A 23,533-nucleotide genomic window follows, 5' to 3' on the forward strand; every position below is an offset into this window, starting at 1 on the left:
TTAACGAAAACTAAGCAAATGCGTGGCAAACAGCAGGTCACTACACCACGTCTGATCTCAGCGCATACGCGATTTTTAGCGGGAATCGCCCGGTTTTAACGATGAATTCACGGTCAAAAAAGCGTAAACGTCCGCAACTAAAAGGTTTAATTTTTCTATATCCATATGATTTATATCACTTATATAAATACTTACACATTTGAATGAAACCTTTTTAGAATTTTTAAAGCAAATGATTATCATTGGCTTTCTCAATTTATGCGCTTCTTAGCGTTAAATGCCGCAGCATGACGTACGCGGTGTAATAAAAATCAGAAGCGACACAACAGCAAACCACGTTATTTTTTGGCGGGAAATACTATGTCTTTGAATCGCAGGGAAACTTGTGCGGGATCTCGCGCACCTGGCATCCGTAAAACCTTTACCGTGTCATTACTGGCAATGGCGGTACACGCCCTTCTCAACCCCGCCCTGGCGGCGGATACCACCACGACGCAGCAGGACCTGGTGGTGAATGCCAATACCGATAGCAACTCTACCGCGCAGGACAAGACAGATTACCAGGTGAAAACCACGCGTGCCGGAACCAAGTTGCTGTTGACGCCGCGCGATGTACCGCAGTCCGTAAGCGTGATTACCCAGCAGCGTATGCAGGATCAGCAGTTGCAAACCATTAGTGACGTGCTGAAAAATGCCACCGGGATTACCAGTAGCCAGGATGACAGCGAACGCGCTTACTACTATTCCCGCGGTTTTTTACTGACCAACTTCACCTATGATGGCATCCCCACTTCAATGGGGGATTCATGGAACTACGGTGACACTGCCTCGGATACCGCGATTTATGACCGCATCGAAATAGTACGTGGCGCGACCGGACTGATGACCGGCGCAGGTAGCCCGGCAGCCTCCGTCAACATGGTGCGCAAACACGCCGACAGTAAAGAGTTCACCGGGAATTTGACGGCCAGCTACGGAAGTTGGAACAAACAGCGCTATGTTGCTGATGTTTCTACTCCTTTAAATGAGTCGGGTTCGGTACGTGGTCGTGTCATTGCGGGTTATCAGAATCAGGACAGCTGGCTGGACCGTTATCGTAAAAACACCAAATTCCTCTATGGCACGATCGATGCCGATATCACCGATAACACCACTTTGTCGTTAGCTTATGACTATCAGGACGCGGATACTAAAAACCCCACCTGGGGTGGTAATCCGGTGTTTTACAGCAATGGTTCACTGACTCATTACGATCGCAGCCTGAACTCCTCGGCAGACTGGACTTATTACCACACCACCGTGCGGAAAGTGTATGCCGACCTGGTACATAATTTTGATAACGGCTGGTCTTTCCGCTTAAACGGTACCCATGCGGAAAATACCTTTAGCGACAAATTGCTGTACACCGGTTATCTGTCTTTGCCTGACCAGGATACTGGCGAAGGGGCCGACGGGTTCGGCAGTATGGACCGTGGCAAACGAGAGCTGACCTCGGTGGATGGCTATGCCAGCGGTCCGTTTGAACTCTTCGGACGCCAACACCAGCTTATGGCGGGTGTCAGTTACAGTCGCCAGCACAATAAAACCTACAGCAGTGATGGCGTCACCGATCAGGATGCTTACGATATCGCTACCGGTGATATTGGTGTGTTCAATAATCACTGGAATGGCAACATTGCGGAACCTGAATGGAGCGACTGGTATGAGAATGCTGACGATGTGATCCGTCAGAAATCCGTTTACACCGCCGCACGTTTCTCACTGGCTGACCCTCTGTCACTGATCCTCGGTGCCCGTTATACCCAATACAGTACCAACGGCAGCAGCGGTAATATGGATAAAAACAACATCACGCCGTATGCGGGTGTGGTGTATGACATCAACGATACCTGGTCAGCTTACGCCAGCTATACCTCCATCTTCCAACCGCAAACCTATCGCGACAGCAGCGGTCACTACCTGTCACCGGTTACCGGAAAAAGCTATGAAACGGGCCTGAAATCCGCCTGGTTTGATGGTCGCCTGACCGCGACGTTGGCGATCTTCCGCATTGAGCAAAATAACGTTGGTGAAGCCATCAATGGCGAGTACGTCAACAACAGCAGCGAACAGGCCTATAGCGCCACTAAAGGCGCTCGCAGCAAGGGTGCCGAGTTCGAGTTAAACGGCGCGATCACCGATAATCTGCAAATGACTTTTGGTGCAACACGCTATGTCGCGCGCGATTCGGAAGGCCGTTATAACCCGGATCAACCGCAAACTGACTTCAAGTTGTTTACCAGCTATCGCTTGCCGATGCTCCAGGACCTCACCATTGGTGGTGGTATCAACTGGCAGAATCGTGTGTTTGAAGATGACACCGCACCGGATGGCAGCACGCAACGCGTGTATCAGGGTAGCTATCCACTGGCTAACCTGTTTGCCCGCTATCAAGTCAGCAAGCAAGTGTCGGTGCAGGCGAACATCAATAACCTGTTCGATCGCACCTACTACACGTACATGAACAACTACGTCTACGGTGAACCGCGTAACGTCTCGGTCAGCGTGTCGTATCAGTTCTGATAATGAATGGCAGCGCCCTGCAATGACAGGGCGCTGTGGATTTATTTGTAAACCGTTGCCGTAGCACGGACTTTATCACCCTCATTACCTGATGTAATAACAAAATACTTACCACCCATCTCATCCGCTTTTTTAGATATTTCCTCCATCACCGCACGCGGAGAAGTATGCTCTTTGGTAGAACTTACCGTCCCGACTTTATGATATTTCTTCGCTTCTGCTTTGCTGATTTCCTTTGCCGCAAACGCCGAGCCACATATTAACGAAGCGGTGACGATCGCTATCACACTTACCATGATCTTTTTCATTATCACACCTCAAAGATGATTGAATTTTGGATGTTTATTGCAGCTCTTAAATTTTTAGACTGAGTTTGAAATAATGCAAATCGTCGATTTAAAACTCCAAAAAAAACAAATGGATAACCTAAAAAAACAACATATCAATTATGTAATCATGCTTCCAAAGCACTTAAAATCGTCGCATAAAAAAATTTAACGCTTCGCTTGATTGCTATAGATCTTCGGCTAGGGTTATTTCAAAACATCAATGAATTGACATACTTTAATTATATACCTACCAGATAATTCTCTACTTTTCTTTGGCCTTGATTTCACCAGGACCAGGCTTCGTTTAAATTATTTACACCACCCAGCCGAGGTCATTACATGAAACAAAAGCATCTGTACACTATGGTACTGGCTGCCTTACTAACCAGTTCATTTAATTCAATAGCGGCCGACAATAGCCAAAAAGAGGCGACCAGCGCGACGAAACAGACCAATGACGCCCTGTACGGCCAGTTACCTTTTTCCGATAACACCGATTTTAGTAATGCCCATAAGGGTTTCGTCGCCGCGCTACCGCAGGAAGTGATTAAAGGGACGTCGGGCAATGTTATCTGGGATCCCGGCCAATACGCTTTTATCAAGGAAGGCGAAAAATCGCCGGATACGGTTAATCCCAGCCTATGGCGACAATCACAACTGATTAATATCAGTGGGCTATTCAAAGTGACCGACGGTGTTTATCAGATCCGTAATCTGGATCTGTCAAACATGACCATCATTGAAGGTAAAAAAGGCATCACGGTGATTGATCCGTTGGTGTCGGCCGAAACCGCCAAAGTGGGGATGGATCTTTATTATAAAAATCGCGGCAAAAAACCGGTAGTTGCGGTGATTTATACCCACAGCCACGTTGACCATTACGGCGGCGTACGCGGTGTGATCAACGAAGCGGATGTGAAAGCGGGCAAAGTAAAAATCTACGCCCCGGCGGGCTTTATGGAAGCGGCGGTGGCAGAAAACATCATGGCGGGTAACGTGATGAGCCGCCGAGCCAGTTATATGTACGGTAACCTGCTGAAAGCTGACCCGAAGGGTCAGGTCGGCGCAGGATTAGGTACCACAACCTCAGCCGGTACGGTCACCCTGCTGGCACCCACCGATACCATCACCAAAACCGGTGAGAAGCACACCATCGATGGTCTGACCTACGAATTTATGATGGCACCGGGTTCAGAAGCGCCGTCAGAAATGCTGTGGTACGTCGAAGAGAAAAAAATGATCGAAGCGGCAGAGGATGTCACCCATACCCTGCACAACACCTACTCGCTACGCGGAGCAAAAATTCGTGAACCCCTGCCGTGGTCAAAATATATCAACGATGCCATCACCCGCTGGGGTGATAAAGCGCAGATCATTATCGCGCAGCACCATTGGCCGACCTGGGGCAATGACAACGTCAACCATCTGCTGAAATCCCAGCGTGATCTCTATCGCTACATCAACGACCAGACGCTGCGCATGGCGAACGAAGGTCTGACGCGCGATGAAATCGCCGCTAACTTCAAACTGCCTGATGGTCTGGCAAAAACCTGGGCTAACCGGGGCTATTACGGCTCGGTTAGCCACGATGTGAAAGCCACTTATGTCTTGTATCTGGGCTGGTTCGATGGCAACCCGGCCACCCTGGATGAACTGCCGCCTGAAGAAGCGGCGAAGAAGTTCGTTGAATATATGGGGGGTGCCGACAATATCCTGCAAAAAGCCAAAACCGACTTCGACCAGGGTAACTATCGTTGGGTTGCTCAGGTGGTGAGCAAAGTGGTGTTTGCCGACCCGGAAAACAAAGCGGCACGCGATCTGGAAGCCGATGCACTGGAGCAACTGGGCTATCAGGCTGAATCCGGCCCGTGGCGTAACTTCTATCTTACCGGTGCACAGGAACTGCGTAATGGCGTGGTGAAAGGACCGACACCAAACACCGCCAGCCCGGACACAGTAAAAGCGATGACACCTGAAATGTTCTTCGACTATCTGGCGGTACATATCAACGGTGAGAAAGCCGGTAACGCCAAAGCCCTGATCAATATTGACCTCGGTAAAGACGGTGGCAAATACAAGCTCGAACTGGAAAACGGCGTGTTAAACCATACCGCTAACGCCCAAGGGCAGAACCCGGATGCCACTCTCACCCTCAACCGTGACACGCTCAATAAAATCATCCTGAAGGAAGAAACCCTGAAACAGGCGGAGGATAAAGGGGAAGTCAAACTCAGCGGTGATGGTGCCAAAATCGATGAACTGCTGGGCTACATGGATAAGTTTGAGTTCTGGTTCAACATTGTGACGCCTTAACGGCTTTTCGAGCTTCCCCTGATAAGGTAGCCCGATTTGATTCTGTTTTGTTTAATACCTACCTGACTTAGTAAACACTTGTAATATAATGCTATTTCTAAGGGTATAAACAATGAAAAGCTCCTGTAAAAGCGTTGGTGCTCTAGTTCTTGCAGCCAGTTCGATATTGCTCCTCGGTAATTCCAAAGCGGATGGCCGGTGGTCAGCATGAAATCTGACTGGAACACCGTGTTCCCGGAATCTCAGTGAGGCATGCGATGAAACACAGTATCACCCTACCGCTGACCCCGCTGCTGACATTTGAAAAGCTGGAAGACTCAGTGAATTGAAAGAATAAAGGAGGAAGCATCATGCGTTACTTACCTTTGTTAGTTTTAGTGATCAACTTTTGTCCCCTTACAAGCCTGGCGAAATCAGCCTATGACGATCTTGCTTATGCCTTAAGGGAGCAGCAGATCATTGGTGACCTGAAACAACATTGTCACATCCCGGCGGGGACCACGGATGAACATATCCGCCAGGTCTTTCTCAACAGCAAAGATAACCATGATGCGGTTATTCACGCCGCTCAGGCGTTGAAAGCGCGGCACAAAGACACTTACCAGCACCAGATAACGCAGGTTAGCTGCCCCGATAAATCCGCTTTTATGAGTCATTAACCGGGTGGAGACCATCATGCGGCGCATCAATTTATCCTTGTGCTGTCTTTTGCTTACTGGCACCAGCCATGCCAGCGGTCTCTATCTTTACGAAATCGCCACGGAGGATATCGGTCTGGCGGGTGCCGGACAGGCGGCCCGCGCACAGGATGCATCAACATTGATGACCAACCCGGCGGGGATGACACGCCTGCCAGACCGGATGATCACCGGCGGCTTGCAGGCATTGTATGGCGATACCCCCTACACCCTCGACAATGATGCTGCCCTACGCGGCAACAGCCCCGGCAACACCATTGGCTGGTTTCCTGGGGCCAGCCTGTTTTACCACCAGCGGCTGAATGACCGTTGGTCGGCAGGCATTGGTTTATATGGTAACTACGGACTCGGGCTGGATTTTGGCAACTGGGCCGGTGATCGACTGATCAAAAAAAGCACGCTGGTCGGTATGACGCTCAGTCCGGCGATTGCCTGGAAAATCAATGATCGACTCTCCTGGGGGTTGGGACTGGGGATCAACTACGGTTTTCTCTCGCTAACGCGCAATGTGGATGGGCAGGATGAGAAAACGACCGATCATGACTGGGCGCTGAATTTTCGCACCGGGTTGTTGATGCAGGTGACCGAGGCGACCCGCGTCGGCCTGACCTATACCAGCAAAACCGAATACCACTTCAATATCAACGGAGAAGCACGCTTCCCGCAGTTGGATAATGTCTCTTATACCTTGCCGATTGCCGCTCAGGTTAATACGCCCGCGCAATTAATGCTGAGTGCCGTGCATGACCTCAATCAACAATGGTCACTGCTAGCGGATCTGGGCTGGCAGGACTGGAGTGCTTACGGGGCAAATCAGATCACGGTCAGCGGTCAACCGCTGACGCGGGAAAATAAACTGCACGATACCTGGCATACCGCTTTCGGCGTGCAATTTCGCCCGAATGATCAATGGCGTTTCAATACCGGTATTGCTTACGACAGCAGTTTCTATAAAAACCAGGATGACACCTCCATGACCATGCCTTCTGGGGCTACCTGGCGTTACGGCATTGGCGCGCAATATCAATTAACCGCGTCCAACAATATCGGTGCGGCCTTTGAGTATCTCAATATGGAATCATCGTCAGTCGCCTCGCCATTGGTAAAAGGCAGCTATCAGGATCCCAACATCTATTTTTTTAGCATCAATTACAGCTACCAGTTCTGATGGAGAACCGACGATGAAAAACAGTGTTTATCTTCTATGCTGGCTGCTGTTACTTATTCCACTAAGGTTATTCAGCGCCGAACCGCGTCAGTCACCCACTCCCAAGGAGCAGGCGCGCACCTTGACCTTGCTGAATCAACCGGTGGTGATGTTGCAGGCGGGCTTTGGCCTGACTACGCCGGAAGAACGGGTACAACGCATCGTCAAACTGCTACGCACACTCACGGTCACCGATCTACAACAACCGGTCGAGACACAACTGTTGACGCGTTATCACCAGCAAGCCGTCGTATTCTCGGTCAATAAGAAACCCTTTATGGTGTTGGTCCAGGCCGACCTCGATGAAGGAGATGATTTGACGCTGACGCAGGCCGCCGAGGTCGTACGCCAGCGTCTCGAAACTTTACGCCTGTCGTTAAAAGAACAATATTCTCCCCGTTATATCCTGGCCTCGGTGGCAAAAAGTCTGGTGGGTGCTGCGGCGTTGATCCTGCTTTTGGTGCTGTGCTGGCGTCTGGCTCAATGGCTGGCACGCAGTGAAACAACCCGCCCGGTCAATCACAAAACTCTCCTGCCCGTATCGGTACACAGTTTTCTCGGGCCGCTGCGTATCCGCATTTATCAAACCTTGTTGACGATCATCTGCCTCGGTGCGGGTTATTTGTGGTTGAGTTGGGTGCTGCGCATGTTTCCCTACACGCGTGTCTGGGGCATGGATTTGGGTAATTACGCGTTGGGCCTGTTGCAGAGTATCGGGATTGCCGTGCTGGCAGCATTGCCAGGGTTGTTTATTGTCGCGGTAATTTTCCTGATTACCGCTTTTATCACCCGCATCATTCGGCTGGTGCTGCGACGCGTGGAGCACGGCAATCTGCATGTTCCCGGTTTACATCCGGCAACGGTTGGTGTGACGCGGCGATTAATCAGCGTGGCTATCTGGTTGTTTGCCCTGTCAGCGGCATACCCCTTTCTGCCGGGGGCCAATTCGCTGGCTTTCAAAGGTATCAGCGTATTCTTTGGTCTGATGTTGACGTTGGGTTCAGCGGGCATCATGAATCACGCCATGAGTGGTCTGGTGCTGACTTACTCGCGTGCGTTACGCAAAGGTGATGTCATTCGTATCAATGATAATGAAGGCGTTGTCACTGAGGTCGGTATGTTGTCAACCAAACTGTTAACGCGAGAAAATTACGAAGTCACCGTACCCAATGCCGTGGTGGTCAGCGGTAAAATTACCAACCTTAGTTCGGCCCAGAAAGGGGTTGGTATTAACCTGACCACCAGCGTCACCATCGGGTATGACACCCCCTGGCGTCAGGTTCACAGCATGCTGGAACTGGCGGCCAACAGAACGCGCATCATTGATCATGGTGAACCGCCGCTGGTACGACAACTGGCATTGATGGATTGGTACATCGCCTATGAGCTTCAGGTAAATCTGCCGGTGGGGAGTTCACTCGCCGCCGCCAGAACCGAGTTGCACAGCCATATCCAGGATGTGTTCAACGAATTTGGCGTTCAGATTATGTCACCGAACTTCATCGCGCAGCCGGAAGGAACGGTCGGGGTCAAACCCGAGAATTGGTTTACCCCTCCGGCACACAGGCCCGATATGGATGTTAGCTGACCCAGCGATTTCTCCCCTGCTGTTTGGCACGATACAACGCCTGATCGGCTTGCGTGATCAATTGCTCCGCGCTGACGCCAGGGGCTGCGCTGGCGATACCCTGACTGACAGTGACATGTGTCGCCACGTCTGACGCCGCATGTTCTAATCCCCGCTGCTGCAATTGCTGCTGAATACGTTCTGCCACGGATTCGGCCTGAGCTGTGGTGGCATCCAGCAACATCACGACAAATTCCTCACCGCCATAACGGCCGACCACATCCTCCGGGGTGCGTACCGCATCTTTCAATACCGCCGCCACCGCTGCAAGGCACGCATCGCCCGCCTGATGACCATAGGTGTCGTTGTAGCGTTTGAAGTAGTCAACATCCAGCATGATGAGACTAAAAGGCCGCTGCTGACTGATCGCCTGTGCCAGATGTTGTTCCAGCGCCCGGCGGTTAGCGGCTGCGGTTAAGGCATCCTGATGTGCCAGCAAATCCAGCCGCGAAATCAGCAGTTGATTCTGTTCATAGCGCAGCCAGGCTTCATTAAACCAGCGCAACAGAATGTAGCGCCCATAGAGCAGGATCAGTGTGAAGATCAGCCAGATAATGGCAAAACGATGATTAATACTTTGATTTAACTGGAAACTGGCAACCGGTATGGCTAGCCAGAGTGGCAACAGATAGCACAGCAGCCCTGCGGGATAAAAATAGAGCGCGGCTGTCGCCGTTAACAACAAAATAATGCCTAGCGGATAAGCAAAAGGGAGCTGCCAGTAAACGACGAAGCAGTAGCCGCAAAGTGCCCAGATCAGGCTAATCAATGTTAATAGCACCAGCCGCATCCCTTTTATCAAAAGTAAAAACAAAGAAGCAGCAATGATTAAATAGATACCCGTTTCAATAATGGGGATCAGTGCCTGATGTGTCAGCAAGCTGGTATCAAATTGATCGAATAATTGGTCACGTAAAGCGATGAGCAAGGCAAAGCTAATATTAACGAAGGCCAACCAGGGCAGACTTTGCGATAAAGCCTGCCTGACCATGACATCACGATTGTGCCAGCGAGTGGCGGGGTGTGGCGAAGAACGCCGACGCTGCGTTTGAGAACTGTTCACCTGGCATCCTTAACATTGACGTTTTGATAAACAGTTTATCTCTTCAGCAACAACTAGGAGGTTTTATTCAGCGTAATTTCGGCGTTGTACTCTTTGTGCAGTCTACGCGCCTGAATAAATACCGATTTCCAGTACGGATTGTTTAATGAGGAACGCATCACACCCTGGCTGGCCGAGGCATGGAGGAATTGTTGATCGGTGTCGTAAAAACCCACATGCAGTTCATTCTTGATGCGGAAAAATACCAGATCGCCCGGCTGCATATGCCCCGGTTGCACCCGTTCACCCATTTGAATTAATTCACGGGTGGTGACGCGCTCCATCGGAATATTGAAACGATCTTTTAATGTTCGCCAGACGAAGCCGGAACAATCCACGCCCGACAATTGCGTGCCGCCCCACTGATAAGGCGTTCCCTGCCAGGAATGCATTTGATCGTGCAGCGCAGCAATCACCGGAATAAGATCGGGCTGTTGCTCTGTTGAATCATTATTAACCTGCTCAGCACGATGGGATGAACAGCCCGCGACAGAGAGAAAAATTATAGCGACCAGCGCTTGGCTAATGGCAGAGGGGTTCATGGCACTCGCTCAATAAAGATTCAGGTTTATACCGCAGGACCGATTACCGGAAAATCAGAATCAACCGGACTTACACGACCTTACCTTCGACTTACTACAGCTTACACCACAATACCAGGATATTTCCTGCGGTAAATAGTTAAAACTTATTTTGGTGAAATAGTCAGCATCGGCAGGATGATTATCACCATCCTGCCGGCCAGAAATATAACTTAGCTCAAATTATGGCTCAATATTTACCGGAAAAGTTCGCGCTGATACGCTGCGCCAGATAATCCTGTGCGGAAATTGGCGGATATTTTTTCTCCGGTCCTTCAATTATCACGTCTTCATTTGCCTGGCAGAAAAACGCCAGACTATAACGCGCCGGTACGGAAACACCAGGCAGCGGATTGGCGACACGATGGAAATTCGACGGCAATTTATCATCACTCCAGCGCATCAGCATGTCACCAATATTGCAGGTAATCACACCTTCCAGTGGGGTAATGGGCGTCCATACCTGGTCTTCCATTTCTTTGCCGGGACACACTTGTAAACCACCCTGCCCGTCACGCTGAAATAACAAGGTCAGACAATCGAAATCGGTATGCGCACCGGCACGCCACGGGCCGTCCACCTCCCCGGTGATGGCAAAGTAATGCAGCATACGCAGCGTACTTTGGTAAGTCTCACGGGAAGGTTCATGTGCACGGGTGAAGAAGTCCTCCGGGAAGCCGAGTTTCAGGGCAAAGCAGGAGAGCAGTTGCATCCCCACCGCCCAGCACTGACGTTCGAATTTCATCACTTCAGCGCGAAAGCCGGGCAAGGTGTTGTCATCCGGCCACAGGCCATTCATACGCGGCAGGGTGATCTGGTACGACTCTTTGTGGTCAGGTTTGCCAGTGGAAGGACGAATCTGTGCGCGGTATTCCCAGCCTGCATTGCGACTGAGGGGATGACGCGCCTTGTCGCTTTCCGGCAGCGCAAAGAAGCGCTCGGCATTGGCAAAAGCGGCGTTAATATCGTCCAGTGGAATGCCATGACCGGTCACCTGGAAGAAACCAATATCGGTAGCGGCCTGCCAGAGTTGATCGGCTATTTCATGCTTGCGCTGGTCGAAATCGGAGAGGTCGATAATACGAACTTCGCGCGCCGCTTCACTGCCACGCGCGCCCATGCGTGATTCTTTGGTGAGTTCATGCATGGCGTAAGCTGTTGTCTTTTCCATTGGTACACCTCGTTATAAACAGATAACGGATGACCTGCGCAACAACGGACAGGCCATCCCCGCGCCCGTCTGGCGGGCGATCGAGCAATGACCTACCGGGTAATCACCGCGGCTGACAGCTTCTACTCATTTTTATCACAGGCAATAACTATGCCAGAAACCGCATCGCCCGTAGCGGCGCGATTTATCGCGCGGTTGTTTGGTGCCACGGCTAAAAGACGCGCAATAAATCGTGCCGCTACGGGCGCGGGCGCACCACGGAGGTGCAAATCAGCAACCAGTGCATCACAAAAAAGCAAAACAACACCAACATACCCGCCCTGCCATCACGTTTCTTCAATAAATTCATTCGGATAAGCAATAAACACGAGAATGGCATGGGCTTTGCTAAATTCGATGCAGAGTATAAGCGGTTAGCGTGGCGGCCTCGTCATGCGGAACATTGCTCTACAGCTTCGGCTGTACCTCGTCAGGGGACGGTGTTATGCATCGTGAGCAGGTTCATACGCCGCATCATCCCCTGATAACAGACACAATGTATGCGTTTGCTTTGGGGGTTTGTTATGTCAATGTCGTCCTTCCGTTTGTCCCTTTTTACAGCGCTTATCGCTGCCTCTGCCCTCGCCCATGCGACGGATAAGCTGGTCCTGCAAACCACCTGGGTGGCACAAGCCGAGCAAGGGGGTTATTACCAGGCCGTCGCAACCGGTATCTATAAAAAATATGGCTTAGATGTCGAGGTAAAATCCGGCGGGCCACAGTTGAACAATATGACGCTGCTGCTGGCTAACCGAGCCGATGTGATCGTCAGTTACGATCTTCAGGTGTTGCAGGGCATCCAGCGTAATTTCCCGTTAAAAGCCATCGCTGCGCCATTCCAGTTTGATCCTCAGGGCATCATGACCCACGGTGACGTGAAGGATCTGGCAGGGCTGAAAGGCAAAACCGTGCTGGTGTCCGCCAGTGGCCAGGCCAGTTGGTGGCCCTGGCTAAAGGGGAAATATAAACTCAGCGATGGTCAGGTGCGCCCTTATACCTTCAATATGCAACCGTTCCTCGCCGATAAAAATACCGCCCAGCAAGCTTACGCCACCTCGGAAGTCCAACAGATCAAAGCCGCGCAGCCGGACAGCAAATTTTACCTGTTCGCCGATTACGGTTATCCGGCCTACGGCGGCATTCTGGTTACCCGTGACGACCTGTTGCAGCAAAAACCTGACGTGATGAAACGTTTTGTGGAAGCCTCGATGGAGGGCTGGAAATCTTACCTCGCCGATCCTGCTGCCGGGAATGCGCTGATCAAAAAAGAGAACCCGCAGATGACCGATGCCATTCTCGCGTTTGGCGTTTCTCAGATGAAGGCGCTGCATCTGATTGATGGTGGTGATGCGGCGAAACAGGGGCTGGGGGTGATGACGCCACAACGCTGGCAAACCACACGCGACTTTATGGTGAAAGCCGGACTGCTGGATGCCGCCACCCCGTGGCAAAAAGCCTTTACCACCCAGTTCTATCGCCAGGCGGCGATGTAAGGCAGGTTGCAAGATGCTGATAAAAAACTGTTCTGCCATTCTCACCGGCAACCGCCAGCAGCCGCGCAGTCCGGCGCGTGATATCCGAATCGACCAGGGCTTGATCCTGGAAATGGGTAGCCTGACCGCCCAGGCCGGTGAGCAGGTCATCGACGCGCGCGACTGTGTCGTCTATCCCGGCTGGGTGAATACCCATCATCATTTGTTCCAGTCGTTGCTGAAGGGTGAGCCCCAGGGATTAAATCAAAGCCTCGGGGCCTGGCTGGCGGCCACACCCTATCGTTTTCGTGGCGCGTTTGATGAACACACCTTCCGCATTGCAGCACGGATCGGGCTGGTGGAACTGGTGCGATCCGGTTGCACCACCATTGCCGATCACCACTACCTTTACTGGCCGGATATGCCTTTCGATGGCGCGCAGATCCTGTTTGAAGAGGCGCAGCGTCTTGGCGTGCGTTTTGTCTTATGCCGGGGTGGCGCAACCCAAAGCCGTGGGTTGGAAAGTGATCTCCCCACCGCGCTGCGCCCGGAAAAATTCGACGCCATGATGGCCGATGTTGAACGGCTGGTGGCGCAATATCATCAGGCGGATGCTTTCGCCATGCGCCAGGTGGTGATGGCCCCCACCACCACGCTGCACTCCACCACGCCACAGGAACTGCGCGACAGCGCCCGTCTGGCGCGTCAGCTTGGCATTCGTCTGCACAGCCACTTGTCCGAAACCGTGGATTATCTCGATGCCGCTAAAGCCAAATTTGGTATGACGCCTTTGCAGTTCTGCGCCGAACATGAGTGGATTGGCCGCGATGTCTGGTTCGCCCATCTGGTCAAACTGTTGCCTGAGGAGATTGCCTTGCTGGGTGCCGCGGGCAGTGGCATTGCCCACTGCCCACAAAGCAACGCCCGTCTGGGTAGTGGCATTGCCGACCTGGTGGCGCTGGAACAGGCTGGTGTGCAAGTTTCCATTGGTGTCGATGGCGCGGCGTCGAACGAAGCGGCCGATATGCAAAGCGAAACGCACGCGGCCTGGCAATTGCAACGTGCGCGTAAAGGCATGCTGGCGCAACCGCGTTATGCCGGTGGCCGGTTTGAAGGGGGTGGCGATGCCGCCAGCATTGAAGATGTCCTCCGTTGGGGAACGCAGGGTGGCGCTCAGGTGCTGGGACTGCACACCGGGGAAATCGCACCGGGCATGGCGGCTGATATCGCCATCTACCAACTGGACGATCCGCGCTACTTCGGCCTGCATGATATGGCGATTGGGCCAATTGCCTGCGGTGGACGGGCGCGCATCAAAGCGCTGCTCTGCCAGGGTAACATCATTATGCAGGATGATCTGATTGCGGGTCTGGATTTGCGCGAGCTGGGACAATCCGCCGCGGATGCGGTGAAAACGCTGCAACGCCGCGCTGATGTGACAGGGTAACGCCCGTATCGGCGCGATAAATCGCGCCGATACGGGCGTATGGATTACATTCCGGCAATCAAGGCCCTGGCGGCAGCGCGATGTTTTACCATCAACGTCTCGCTATCCAGCCCGATAATTTCACCGTCCGACACGCGCCACTCGCCCCCCACCATCACTTTGTCTGCCCGCTCCGCGCCACACAGAATCAACGCCGAAAGCGGATCGTGGCTGCCGCTAAAACGCAGCTCTTCCAGTTTAAACATCGCAAGATCGGCCTGCTTTCCGACCGCCAGCTCACCAATATCCCTGCGACCCAACAGACGGGCGGAACCTGCGGTCGCCCAGCGCAATACCCGTTGTGGTGTGATCTGCTGTGCGCCATAACGCAGCCGTTGCAGATATAACGCCTGGCGTGCTTCGTACATCAGGTTCGAGGCATCGTTCGAGGCCGAACCATCAACCCCTAACCCTACCGGTGCGCCTGCTGCTTCCAGCTCCACCGTTGGGCAAATCCCCGACGCCAGCCGCATATTGGAGACCGGACAGTGGCAGATTCCGGTTCCGGCGGCACCGAGGCGTTTGATTTCGTCGTCATTGAAATGAATACCATGTGCCAGCCAGGTGCGATCGCTCAGCCAGCCCACATGCTCCAGATAATCGACGGTGCGCATCCCAAAGGTTTGCTGGCAAAAGGCTTCTTCATCCAGCGTTTCGCCAAGGTGCGTATGCAGACGGACATCGTGCTGCTGCGCCTGACGGGCGATCTCCCGCATCAAATCGGTGGTGACGGAGAACGGTGAACAAGGCGCAAGGCCAATCTGAATTTGCGCGCCGTCATGACGCTGGTGATAGCGCTGAATCAGGCGCAGGCTGTCCTGCAAAATGGTGTCAGCATCCTGGATGGTGTGCTGCGGCGGCAGGCCGCCCTGTTCTTCGCCCAGATTCATCGAGCCGCGCGTCAGCAAGGCGCGCATACCCAACTGTTGCACCACCTCGACCTGCACATCCAGCGACTGCTCCATGCCCTGCGGAAACAGGTAATGATGATCGCTGACGGTGGTGCAGCCGGACTGCAACAGCTCCGCCATTGCCACCTGGCTAGCCAGATGAAGCGCCTCTGGCGTTAAACGCGCCCACACCGGGTAGAGGGTTTTTAGCCACGGAAACAGCGGTTGGTTCACCACCGGCAGCCAGGCGCGGGTCAGGGTTTGATAGAAGTGATGATGGGCGTTGATAAGGCCAGGCAACACCACATGGTCACGCGCATCCACCACATTATCGCAAGGCTGCGACGGTGACGCGCCGAGAGGAAGAATTTCGCTGATACGCGAATCTTCAATCACCAGCCCACCACGGCCATCGAGTTGTTCAGGGAGAAAGACTGCTAAGGGGTTTTTGATCCAGATACGGGCAGCGCACATGGCTGGCTCCTCTCAGTTGATAAACATAAGGGTTAGCCAGCTCAGTTATTGCCTGTCTGCTGATCCAGGCGCATCGCGATGCGGCACTACTATGCCGCAAAAGCGATGGTCTGAAAAGTTATCAGGCGTTTTTGTGTCGTAACGTCGATTCCGGCATAAACAACGACAACAAAAATGCCAGCAACATCACGGCCGCTGCCATCATAAAAGCGGCGTGTACCGCATCACCGAAGGCCTGCAAATACGGCGTCTGTACCTCAATTGGCAGATGGTGGATGGCTTCCGGGTCGAGGCTGCGCGGTAGCTCGGCCCCCTTTTCCACCAGCTTTGTCAGGCCTGATTTCAGCACCTGGCTGAATATCGCGCCAAATAACGCCACGCCAATTGAGCCGCCAACCGAGCGGAACAGGGTCACCGATGAGGTTGCCACACCGATGCTGTCCGGCGAGACGGTATTCTGCACCGCCAGCACCAGTACCTGCATCACCATCCCCATTCCCATCCCGAGAATGCTGGAGAACAGCCAGATATGCCAGGTGGGATCGTCCAGCGTCAACGTAGTCAGCAGCGCCATGCCGACGGTTGCCAGCAAAGTACCGGCAATCGGGAACAGGCGATATTTGCCGGTATGACTGATAATGCGGCCGCTGATAATCGAGGTCACCAGTAAGCCGCCCATCAGCGGCAACAACTGCAATCCGGCTCCGGTAGGCGTCGCCCCTTTTACCACCTGCAAGTAAAGCGGCAGAAACGTGACGCTGCCGAACAGCGACATTCCGACAATAAAACCGATCAGGCTGGAAAGCAGGAAGCTGCGGTTGCGGAACAGCGTCAGCGGGATAATTGGCTCCCAGGCGCGACGTTCCTCGTAAACAAAACCAATCAACCCCACCACGCCAAATGCCAGGATGCACCACAGTTGTGGATCGGACCAGGCATGCACCGAGCCGCCCTCGCTGGTGAACAGGGTGATCCCCACCAGCGCCAGACTGAGGAAAAACGCACCGGGATAGTCGATTTCATGTGCTTTGCGTTTGCTGTCGGCCTTAAACACCGCGTTGATCACCAGCAGCGCAAACAAACCCAGCGGCAGGTTGATATAGAAAATCCAGCGCCAGGAGGCGTGTTGCACGATAAAGCCACCCAGCAACGGGCCAACCACCGTTGCCAGACCAAACACGCCACCAAATAATCCCTGATATTTACCGCGTTCAGCAGGCGGGATCACATCGGCCACTGCCGCCATGCTCACCACCATCAGGCCGCCACCGCCCAGCCCCTGTAAGGCGCGGGTAAAAATCAGCTGTTCCATGTTCTGCGCCAACCCGCAGAGCGCGGAGCCTGCCAGGAACAGAATCACCGAAATTTGCAGCACGCGCTTACGGCCAAACAGGTCGCCAAATTTACCGTACAGCGGTACAACAAGGGTTGAAGCCAGCATATAGGCTGTCACAATCCATGACAGGCGATCCAACCCGCCCAGCTCACCCACAATGGTCGGTAAGGCTGTGGAAACAATGGTTTGGTCCAGGGCCGATAACAGCATCACCAGCATTAATGCGCCCAGTAACCAGCCAAATGACTGACGCGCCGGGTCGCCGCTGGCAGCGTGTTGTGCCAAAGATTCGGATTTCATAGGGGACACCAGATTGAAATTAATTAAATACACAATTAATATTGATCGAAGTCTGACAGGATACAAGTGAGTAAGCAAAAATGACCGCACAGAAAGTCCCTTCTGAGGGAAAATCAGCTAAATCCGAACCGCGCCGTCCCGGTCGTCCACGCGGCGGCGCAATCAATGCCCAACAGCGCGAACATTTGCTGGATATCACCCTGTCGTTGTATGCGGAACACGGCATTGCGGAGACGTCGCTGAATGCCATTGCGCGTAAGGCAGGCGTTAGCCCGGCGATGCTGAATTATTACTTTAAGTCGCGCGAAGCCCTGCTGGATGTGGTGGTTGAGGAACGTTTTTTGCCGCTGCGCCAGCGTCTGGTGGCGCATTTCGTTAATGAGCCGCGTGACCCTGTCACTACTTTCAGCGCGTTTATCCGCGAGATTGCCGATATTATCGCCACCCATCACTGGTTTGGGCCGCTGTGGATGCAGGAAGTTACCGAAGGTCAGGGAGGATTAGGCCAGCATATTAAAAATCGCTTCGGTCATACGGAGCGCGATAAAGTTAAAAGCCTGATTGAGGGCTGGCAGCAGCAAGGTCTACTCAACCCGGATCTGGAGCCGCAACTGTTGATGACGTCAATTCTCAGTATGGTGCTGGTGCCCTTCTCACGCTTTGCCAACGATCCGGCGTTCAACCGTGAAAAGATTGTCGCCCACACGCTGAGTTTGTTTTGTCGCGGCATCAGGCCTGTTTAGTCAGCTAAGGATCCTCCCTACCTGCGTCAACCCCGACGTTAGCTCAATTAACAGCTCGCGTACCGCCGCTGCCGGTTCCGATAACGGCGTGCGGTCCGATACACAGAGCGAGAGCGTCTGGCCGATGGCCGGGCCACTGATGGATCGAATAATCACATTGCGCGATTCCGACTGAATATGCTCGGCAATCGCCTTTGGCATGATGGTGCAACCCAGGCCAGCATCCACGGCCCTGGCGATGCTTTTTACTGCTTCCAGTTCAGCGACAATATTGATGGTTTGCTGGTGCAGGCTGAAGGCTTCATCTATTGCACGACGCACAAAGTTGTAAGCGGGTGGCAGTACCATCGGCATAGCGGCGAGCTGGCTAACCTGCAACGGACCTCCCTCATCGTCGAAATCAAAATCAGCGTGGGCGACAAAATACAAAGACTCTTCCAGTAGCGGTTGGTAATGCAGCCCTTTGATGCCGCCACAACCGTGCAACAGCGCCATCTCCAGCCGCCCGTTTGCGACCAACTCGCTATAGGCTTGCCCGACACTTTCGACCAGATGCAGCAGAATGCCCGGATGGCGTTGCCGCATTTCGCTCAACAACGACATCGCCAGCGTGGAAGCGGCACTGAACGGTGCCAGCCCGACCGATACCCGTCCAGATAGCAACTGCCCGGCGCTCAGGACATCCACCTCCGCCTGCGCAAACTGACGCAGCATGGCATTGGCATGACCATACAACACTTTTCCCGCCTCGGTAGGCACCACGCCCTGCTGGCTGCGAATCAACAACTGCCGTTTAAAGTGTTCCTCCAGCGCCACCAGTTGTTGGCTCAGTGCCGGTTGCGCAATATGCAACGCATCCGCCGCACGGGTAATGCTACCCATATCCACAATGGTAATAAAAGACTTCAGACGCCGTATATTCATCTTACTCTCATCGCTGGTTAACGCCTGCGTTATTATTTCATGAATATATCGGCTTTATTTTTTTATCGGTAAGAAGGAATGCCTTTCGCCAGATAGGTGTTTTATATGAGCGCCCACAAGAAAATGTCTGAGCAGGCAATAAGTAAACACTATCCAGCCAAAACAAAATTATCTTATCGCAACCTTTATTTCTGCCCCTATGGTAGGGCGGTATTTAGCACGTTTCGTTAACGCGCTTAACAGATGACTCAAACATAAGAAATATAAACCTCTCGACCCTCATCATCTGTATTCATTTGCAAAAACCTGTGTATGCGCTTCACCGCTGGCTGCCTGCCAGCGGCGCTTTTTCGAACTTAATTTCATTGCTAATTATTAAGTTAGCGAGATGAATTACCCCAACAAGATGACAAATGCAAAAAACGAGGAATAAATGATGAAGCTTTCGATTAAATCCTGTATCGCCAGCGCCCTGTTAATCTCTGGTGTGGGCCATGCGGCAGAAATTTATAACAAGGATGGTAATAAACTCGATCTGTACGGCAAGGTACAGGCTGAAAATTATATTTCCAACAACGATAGCCTCGATGGCGATCAATCCTATATGCGTTTTGGTTTCAAAGGCCAAACCCAGGTTAACGACCTGATTACCGGTTATGGTCAGTGGGAACAACAAATTCAGTTGAATAACAGCGAAGGTGGCAGCGATGCGCAGAAGGGCAACAAAAGCCGTCTGGGCTTTGCTGGTTTAAAAGTCGGGCAGTACGGCAGCTTCGATTATGGCCGCAACTATGGTCTGGTGTATGACGCCATTGCCTATACCGACGTCCTGCCAGAGTTTGGTGGTGCAACCGGCAGCGCGGATGGCTTCCTGCGAGGCCGCTCTACTGGCGTGGCGACTTACCGTAACCGTGACTTTTTCGGTCTGGTGGATGGTCTGAGCTTCGGTCTGCAATATCAGGGCAAAAACGAGCGTGATGCCATCAGTACCTCCAACGGCGATGGTTGGGCCACGTCTCTGGGTTATGCGCTGGACTCAGGCATCAGCGTTGTCGGTGGTTATGCCAATCTTGATCGCACCAATGCGCAAAATGCTGACGGTGTTTATGGTCATGGTGCGCACGGCGAGAGCTGGGCAGTTGGCGCGAAATATGACAACAATCAGTGGTATTTCGGCACTTTTTACGGCCAGACACGTAACGCCTATGCCATCAGCAACAGCCTGACTGGCGAAAGCGGTTTCGCGAACAAGACCGAAAGTTTTGAGGCCACCTTGCAGTATCAATTTATCAACGGTATTCGCCCGTCCATCGCCTGGGTACAGACCAAAGCGAAAGATATTGAAGGTGTTGGCGATGAGTATCTGCTGAAGTTCCTCGAACCCGGATTGACTTATTACTTCAACAAAAATATGAAGACGTTTGTCGCATGGAAAATCAACCTGCTCGACGACAATAACAAGCTTGGTCTGCCGAATGACGACCAGTTAGCGCTGGGGCTGGTGTATCAGTTCTGATGTGAAGAGCGAGTGCGGGAGATGTCCTGCACTCTGCTTAAAAATGCGCGATAAATCGCACCGCTACAACTCTCCTCATCAGTAGCGGCGCGATTTATCGCGCAATATTAGCCAGGTATTTTACGGATATAACCCGCGATCTTTCCTCGCCAGCAGAATACGCTCACAGGCCAGCGCATATGCCGCAGTGCGTAGCGTGACCTGCAACGCCCCCGCTTTTTGCCAGACGGTATCAATCGCGCCCTGCATAATGCCGTCGAGTCGCTGATTAATCTCCTCTTCACTCCAGAAGAAGCTGGAAAAATCCTGCACCCATTCGAAGTAGCTCACCGTCACCCCACCTGCGTTAGCGATGACATCCGGCACCACAGCTATGCCACGCTGCTGCAATACATCATCCGCTTCCGGCAGCGTCGGGCCATTCGCCCCTTCAATCACCAGGCGGCAGCTTAACCCGCTGGCGCGTTCGGCGGTAATTTGCCCTTCCAGCGCGGCAGGCACCAGGATATCGAAATCCTGCGTCCAGAAGCTTTCGTCAGCAATATGGTCTGCCTGTGGAAAACCTTTGATACTGCCGTGGTTCTGCTGCCATGCCTGTAATGCCGGGATATCCAACCCGCTTGCCAGCCAGAGCGTCGCGCTGTGATCCTGCACCGCAACCACTTTCGCCCCTGACGCGTGAAACAGCTCCGCACTGACGCTACCCACATTGCCAAAGCCCTGCACCGCCACGCGGCTGTGCGCAACATCCAGCCCCAACATCGCCGCCGCACGACAACCGGTAACAAACACCCCGCGTCCGGTGGCTTTCACGCGTCCCAGCGAACCACCCAGATGCACCGGTTTGCCGGTTACCACGCCTGTCGTGGTCGCACCGACATTCATCGACCAGGTGTCCATCATCCACGCCATTACCTGCGCGTTGGTACCCACGTCCGGTGCCGGGATATCCTGCTGCGGCCCGATCATGTTGCCAATCTCGCTGGTATAGCGGCGCGTCAAACGTTCCAGCTCCTTCCGTGAAAGCTGCGCAGGGTCGACACGTATCCCCCCTTTCGCGCCGCCAAACGGCAGGTTTAGCGCGGCACATTTGATGGTCATCCATGCTGACAACGCCATCACTTCTTCCAGGGTGACGTCAGGATGGAAGCGCACGCCCCCCTTACCCGGCCCGCGCGACAGGTTGTGCTGTACGCGATACCCTTCAAAATGACGTACCGTGCCATCGTCCATTTCCAGCGGAATATCAACGATCAGCGCGCGTTTAGGGTGGGTTAGCGTATCAGCCCAGCGGCTGAGATCGCCCAACAACGGCAATACGCGTTCGACCTGGGTCAGATAGGTTGACCAGGCAGAGTGACGGTCGCCCGTCACATAGGAAAGTGCTGACAAAACTGACCTCCGGTTTACAGGTTGCTAAGTCCCAGTTTTTTCTCCAGATAGTGGATATTGGTCCCACCCTGCTGGAAGTTTTCGTCGGACATGATTTTCATCTGCAGTTCGACGTTGGTCTTGATACCGTCGATGATCAGCTCCGCCAGCGCATTCTTCATGCGCGCAATCGCCACGTCACGGTTTTCACCGTAGGTGATCAGCTTGCCGATCATGGAGTCGTAGTACGGCGGCACGCTGTAACCGGCATAGATATGCGATTCCCAGCGCACTCCGAAGCCACCCGGCGCGTGGAAGCGCGTGATCTTGCCCGGACTCGGCAGGAAGGTGTTCGGGTCTTCGGCGTTGATACGGCATTCCACCGCATGACCGCGGATCACCACATCTTCCTGACGGATGGACAGCGGCTGACCGGCAGCAATGCGCAGCTGCTCTTTGATCAGGTCAACACCGGTGATCATCTCAGTGACCGGGTGTTCTACCTGAATACGGGTGTTCATCTCGATAAAGTAGAACTCGCCGTTTTCGAACAGGAACTCAAAGGTGCCCGCGCCACGGTAGCCGATATCGACACAGGCTTTGGCACAGCGGTCGCCGATAAAGCTACGCAGTTCCGGGGTGATACCCGGTGCCGGCGCTTCTTCCACCACTTTCTGGTGACGACGCTGCATCGAGCAGTCGCGCTCCGCCAGATAGATGGCGTTGCCCTGACCGTCGGCCATCACCTGGATTTCGATATGACGCGGATTCTCGAGATATTTCTCCATGTACACCATGTCGTTGTTGAAAGCCGCTTTGGCTTCCGCTTTCGTCATGTTGATGGACTGCTCAAGATCCTTGTCGCTGCGCACCACGCGCATACCACGACCACCGCCGCCACCGGAGGCTTTGATGATCACCGGGTAGCCGATGCGTTTGGCGAAGGCACGGTTTTTCTCCATGTCTTCCGTCAGTGGGCCGTCAGAACCCGGTACGGTCGGTACACCCGCTTTTTTCATCGCGGTGATCGCCGATACCTTGTCACCCATCAGGCGGATGGTGTCGGCTTTCGGACCGATAAAGATAAAGCCGGAGCGTTCGACCTGCTCGGCAAAATCGGCGTTCTCAGACAGGAAGCCATATCCCGGATGGATCGCGACCGCGCCGGTGATTTCGGCGGCGGAGATCAGGGCCGGAATATTGAGGTAACTTTTGACCGACTGCGCCGGACCGATGCAGACGGTTTCGTCAGCCAGCAGTACGTGCTTCAGGTCGCGGTCTGCCGTGGAGTGAACCGCCACAGTCTTGATGCCCAGCTCTTTACAGGCACGCAGAATGCGCAGCGCGATCTCACCGCGGTTAGCAATGACAATTTTATCCAGCATGGTTCGC

The 23,533-nt window shown here is 53.3% G+C and carries 18 protein-coding genes; 9 read left to right on the forward strand and 9 right to left on the reverse strand.

Annotation, left to right across the window (positions count from 1 at the left end; genetic code table 11):
• Positions 1–360 precede the first annotated feature (360 nt).
• Entirely contained in the window at positions 361–2,562 is a 2,202-nt protein-coding gene (fhuE, locus tag AC6I8T_RS22525) for a ferric-rhodotorulic acid/ferric-coprogen receptor FhuE (RefSeq protein WP_497834437.1), read from the forward strand.
• A 41-nt stretch (positions 2,563–2,603) separates the two neighbouring features.
• Here the strand turns inward: fhuE and AC6I8T_RS22530 are convergent, their stop codons facing one another.
• Positions 2,604–2,870, reverse strand: coding sequence for a YdgH/BhsA/McbA-like domain containing protein (locus AC6I8T_RS22530; protein WP_208725696.1), 267 nt, complete (start codon positions 2,868–2,870; stop codon positions 2,604–2,606).
• A gap of 360 nt (positions 2,871–3,230) precedes the next feature.
• On the opposite strand from AC6I8T_RS22530, the gene AC6I8T_RS22535 reads away from it, so the two are divergent.
• The 4 genes from AC6I8T_RS22535 (at position 3,231) to AC6I8T_RS22550 (ending at position 8,697) form a co-directional block, all read left to right on the forward strand.
• Positions 3,231–5,204, forward strand: a complete 1,974-nt coding sequence (locus AC6I8T_RS22535; RefSeq protein ID WP_497834438.1) for an alkyl/aryl-sulfatase — start codon at positions 3,231–3,233, stop codon at positions 5,202–5,204.
• Positions 5,205–5,554: 350 nt separating this feature from the next.
• A complete protein-coding gene (locus tag AC6I8T_RS22540; RefSeq protein ID WP_302474917.1) occupies positions 5,555–5,863 on the forward strand; it encodes a YicS family protein in 309 nt (102 codons plus the stop codon).
• Between the two features lie 16 nt (positions 5,864–5,879).
• Positions 5,880–7,070: an OmpP1/FadL family transporter gene (locus tag AC6I8T_RS22545; RefSeq protein WP_497834439.1), complete on the forward strand. Its 1,191-nt coding sequence runs from the start codon at positions 5,880–5,882 to the stop codon at positions 7,068–7,070.
• Positions 7,071–7,083: 13 nt separating this feature from the next.
• Positions 7,084–8,697, forward strand: coding sequence for a mechanosensitive ion channel family protein (locus tag AC6I8T_RS22550; RefSeq protein ID WP_497834440.1), 1,614 nt, complete (start codon positions 7,084–7,086; stop codon positions 8,695–8,697).
• Here the strand turns inward: AC6I8T_RS22550 and AC6I8T_RS22555 are convergent.
• The 3 genes from AC6I8T_RS22555 to AC6I8T_RS22565 form a co-directional block, all read right to left on the reverse strand.
• Positions 8,690–9,727, reverse strand: a complete 1,038-nt coding sequence (locus AC6I8T_RS22555; RefSeq protein WP_497834520.1) for a GGDEF domain-containing protein — start codon at positions 9,725–9,727, stop codon at positions 8,690–8,692. The genes AC6I8T_RS22550 and AC6I8T_RS22555 overlap by 8 nt on opposite strands.
• A 125-nt stretch (positions 9,728–9,852) precedes the next feature.
• On the reverse strand, positions 9,853–10,380 hold the full coding sequence (locus AC6I8T_RS22560; protein ID WP_208725714.1) for a C40 family peptidase: 528 nt from the start codon (positions 10,378–10,380) through the stop codon (positions 9,853–9,855).
• A 229-nt stretch (positions 10,381–10,609) separates the two neighbouring features.
• Positions 10,610–11,590 (reverse strand): isopenicillin N synthase family dioxygenase, encoded by a 981-nt coding sequence (locus AC6I8T_RS22565; RefSeq protein WP_497834441.1) that lies wholly within the window; start codon positions 11,588–11,590, stop codon positions 10,610–10,612.
• A gap of 569 nt (positions 11,591–12,159) precedes the next feature.
• Between AC6I8T_RS22565 and AC6I8T_RS22570 the strand changes: the two genes are divergently transcribed.
• Both AC6I8T_RS22570 and AC6I8T_RS22575 read left to right on the forward strand, forming a co-directional pair.
• A complete protein-coding gene (locus tag AC6I8T_RS22570; protein ID WP_244634076.1) occupies positions 12,160–13,122 on the forward strand; it encodes an ABC transporter substrate-binding protein in 963 nt (320 codons plus the stop codon).
• A 13-nt stretch (positions 13,123–13,135) separates the two neighbouring features.
• Positions 13,136–14,548 (forward strand): amidohydrolase family protein, encoded by a 1,413-nt coding sequence (locus AC6I8T_RS22575; protein ID WP_497834442.1) that lies wholly within the window; start codon positions 13,136–13,138, stop codon positions 14,546–14,548.
• A gap of 44 nt (positions 14,549–14,592) precedes the next feature.
• On the opposite strand, the gene AC6I8T_RS22580 is transcribed toward AC6I8T_RS22575, so the two are convergent.
• Entirely contained in the window at positions 14,593–15,951 is a 1,359-nt protein-coding gene (locus tag AC6I8T_RS22580; RefSeq protein ID WP_497834443.1) for an 8-oxoguanine deaminase, read from the reverse strand.
• A gap of 121 nt (positions 15,952–16,072) precedes the next feature.
• Positions 16,073–17,587 carry an MDR family MFS transporter gene (locus tag AC6I8T_RS22585; RefSeq protein WP_208725726.1) on the reverse strand — a complete coding sequence of 505 codons (1,515 nt, stop codon included), beginning with the start codon at positions 17,585–17,587 and terminating at the stop codon, positions 16,073–16,075.
• 80 nt (positions 17,588–17,667) lie between these two features.
• On the opposite strand from AC6I8T_RS22585, the gene AC6I8T_RS22590 reads away from it, so the two are divergent.
• Complete coding sequence (locus AC6I8T_RS22590) at positions 17,668–18,330, forward strand: TetR/AcrR family transcriptional regulator (RefSeq protein ID WP_208725728.1); 663 nt, start codon at positions 17,668–17,670, stop codon at positions 18,328–18,330.
• Here the strand turns inward: AC6I8T_RS22590 and nac are convergent, their stop codons facing one another.
• Positions 18,331–19,254, reverse strand: coding sequence for a nitrogen assimilation transcriptional regulator NAC (gene nac / locus AC6I8T_RS22595; protein ID WP_208725735.1), 924 nt, complete (start codon positions 19,252–19,254; stop codon positions 18,331–18,333).
• Between the two features lie 433 nt (positions 19,255–19,687).
• Here nac and AC6I8T_RS22600 point away from each other — a divergent pair, with 433 nt between their 5' ends.
• Complete coding sequence (locus AC6I8T_RS22600) at positions 19,688–20,770, forward strand: porin (RefSeq protein WP_302474918.1); 1,083 nt, start codon at positions 19,688–19,690, stop codon at positions 20,768–20,770.
• Positions 20,771–20,890: 120 nt separating this feature from the next.
• Here the strand turns inward: AC6I8T_RS22600 and AC6I8T_RS22605 are convergent, their stop codons facing one another.
• The gene (locus AC6I8T_RS22605; RefSeq protein WP_497834444.1) at positions 20,891–22,162 is read right to left on the reverse strand and encodes a Glu/Leu/Phe/Val family dehydrogenase; all 1,272 of its coding nucleotides are present in this window, start codon (positions 22,160–22,162) and stop codon (positions 20,891–20,893) included.
• A 14-nt stretch (positions 22,163–22,176) separates the two neighbouring features.
• The gene (gene accC / locus AC6I8T_RS22610) at positions 22,177–23,526 is read right to left on the reverse strand and encodes an acetyl-CoA carboxylase biotin carboxylase subunit (RefSeq protein ID WP_497830790.1); all 1,350 of its coding nucleotides are present in this window, start codon (positions 23,524–23,526) and stop codon (positions 22,177–22,179) included.
• Between the last annotated feature and the right edge of the window lie 7 nt (positions 23,527–23,533).

The sequence above is a fragment of the Pantoea sp. X-Soil-OKNW-556 genome (assembly GCF_059730695.1).

Excerpts from the sequence above, each read along its gene's own strand:
- accC (WP_497830790.1), bottom strand. The coding sequence starts at position 23,526 with ATGCTGGATAAAATTGTCATTGCTAACCGCGGTGAGATCGCGCTGCGC.
- AC6I8T_RS22545 (WP_497834439.1), top strand. The coding sequence starts at position 5,880 with ATGCGGCGCATCAATTTATCCTTGTGCTGTCTTTTGCTTACTGGCACC.
- AC6I8T_RS22570 (WP_244634076.1), top strand. The coding sequence starts at position 12,160 with ATGTCGTCCTTCCGTTTGTCCCTTTTTACAGCGCTTATCGCTGCCTCT.
- AC6I8T_RS22585 (WP_208725726.1), bottom strand. The coding sequence starts at position 17,587 with ATGAAATCCGAATCTTTGGCACAACACGCTGCCAGCGGCGACCCGGCG.
- AC6I8T_RS22530 (WP_208725696.1), bottom strand. The coding sequence starts at position 2,870 with ATGAAAAAGATCATGGTAAGTGTGATAGCGATCGTCACCGCTTCGTTA.
- fhuE (WP_497834437.1), top strand. The coding sequence starts at position 361 with ATGTCTTTGAATCGCAGGGAAACTTGTGCGGGATCTCGCGCACCTGGC.
- AC6I8T_RS22575 (WP_497834442.1), top strand. The coding sequence starts at position 13,136 with ATGCTGATAAAAAACTGTTCTGCCATTCTCACCGGCAACCGCCAGCAG.
- AC6I8T_RS22580 (WP_497834443.1), bottom strand. The coding sequence starts at position 15,951 with ATGTGCGCTGCCCGTATCTGGATCAAAAACCCCTTAGCAGTCTTTCTC.
- AC6I8T_RS22555 (WP_497834520.1), bottom strand. The coding sequence starts at position 9,727 with ATGGTCAGGCAGGCTTTATCGCAAAGTCTGCCCTGGTTGGCCTTCGTT.
- AC6I8T_RS22560 (WP_208725714.1), bottom strand. The coding sequence starts at position 10,380 with ATGAACCCCTCTGCCATTAGCCAAGCGCTGGTCGCTATAATTTTTCTC.
- AC6I8T_RS22540 (WP_302474917.1), top strand. The coding sequence starts at position 5,555 with ATGCGTTACTTACCTTTGTTAGTTTTAGTGATCAACTTTTGTCCCCTT.
- AC6I8T_RS22590 (WP_208725728.1), top strand. The coding sequence starts at position 17,668 with ATGACCGCACAGAAAGTCCCTTCTGAGGGAAAATCAGCTAAATCCGAA.
- AC6I8T_RS22600 (WP_302474918.1), top strand. The coding sequence starts at position 19,688 with ATGATGAAGCTTTCGATTAAATCCTGTATCGCCAGCGCCCTGTTAATC.
- AC6I8T_RS22550 (WP_497834440.1), top strand. The coding sequence starts at position 7,084 with ATGAAAAACAGTGTTTATCTTCTATGCTGGCTGCTGTTACTTATTCCA.
- AC6I8T_RS22565 (WP_497834441.1), bottom strand. The coding sequence starts at position 11,590 with ATGGAAAAGACAACAGCTTACGCCATGCATGAACTCACCAAAGAATCA.
- AC6I8T_RS22535 (WP_497834438.1), top strand. The coding sequence starts at position 3,231 with ATGAAACAAAAGCATCTGTACACTATGGTACTGGCTGCCTTACTAACC.
- nac (WP_208725735.1), bottom strand. The coding sequence starts at position 19,254 with ATGAATATACGGCGTCTGAAGTCTTTTATTACCATTGTGGATATGGGT.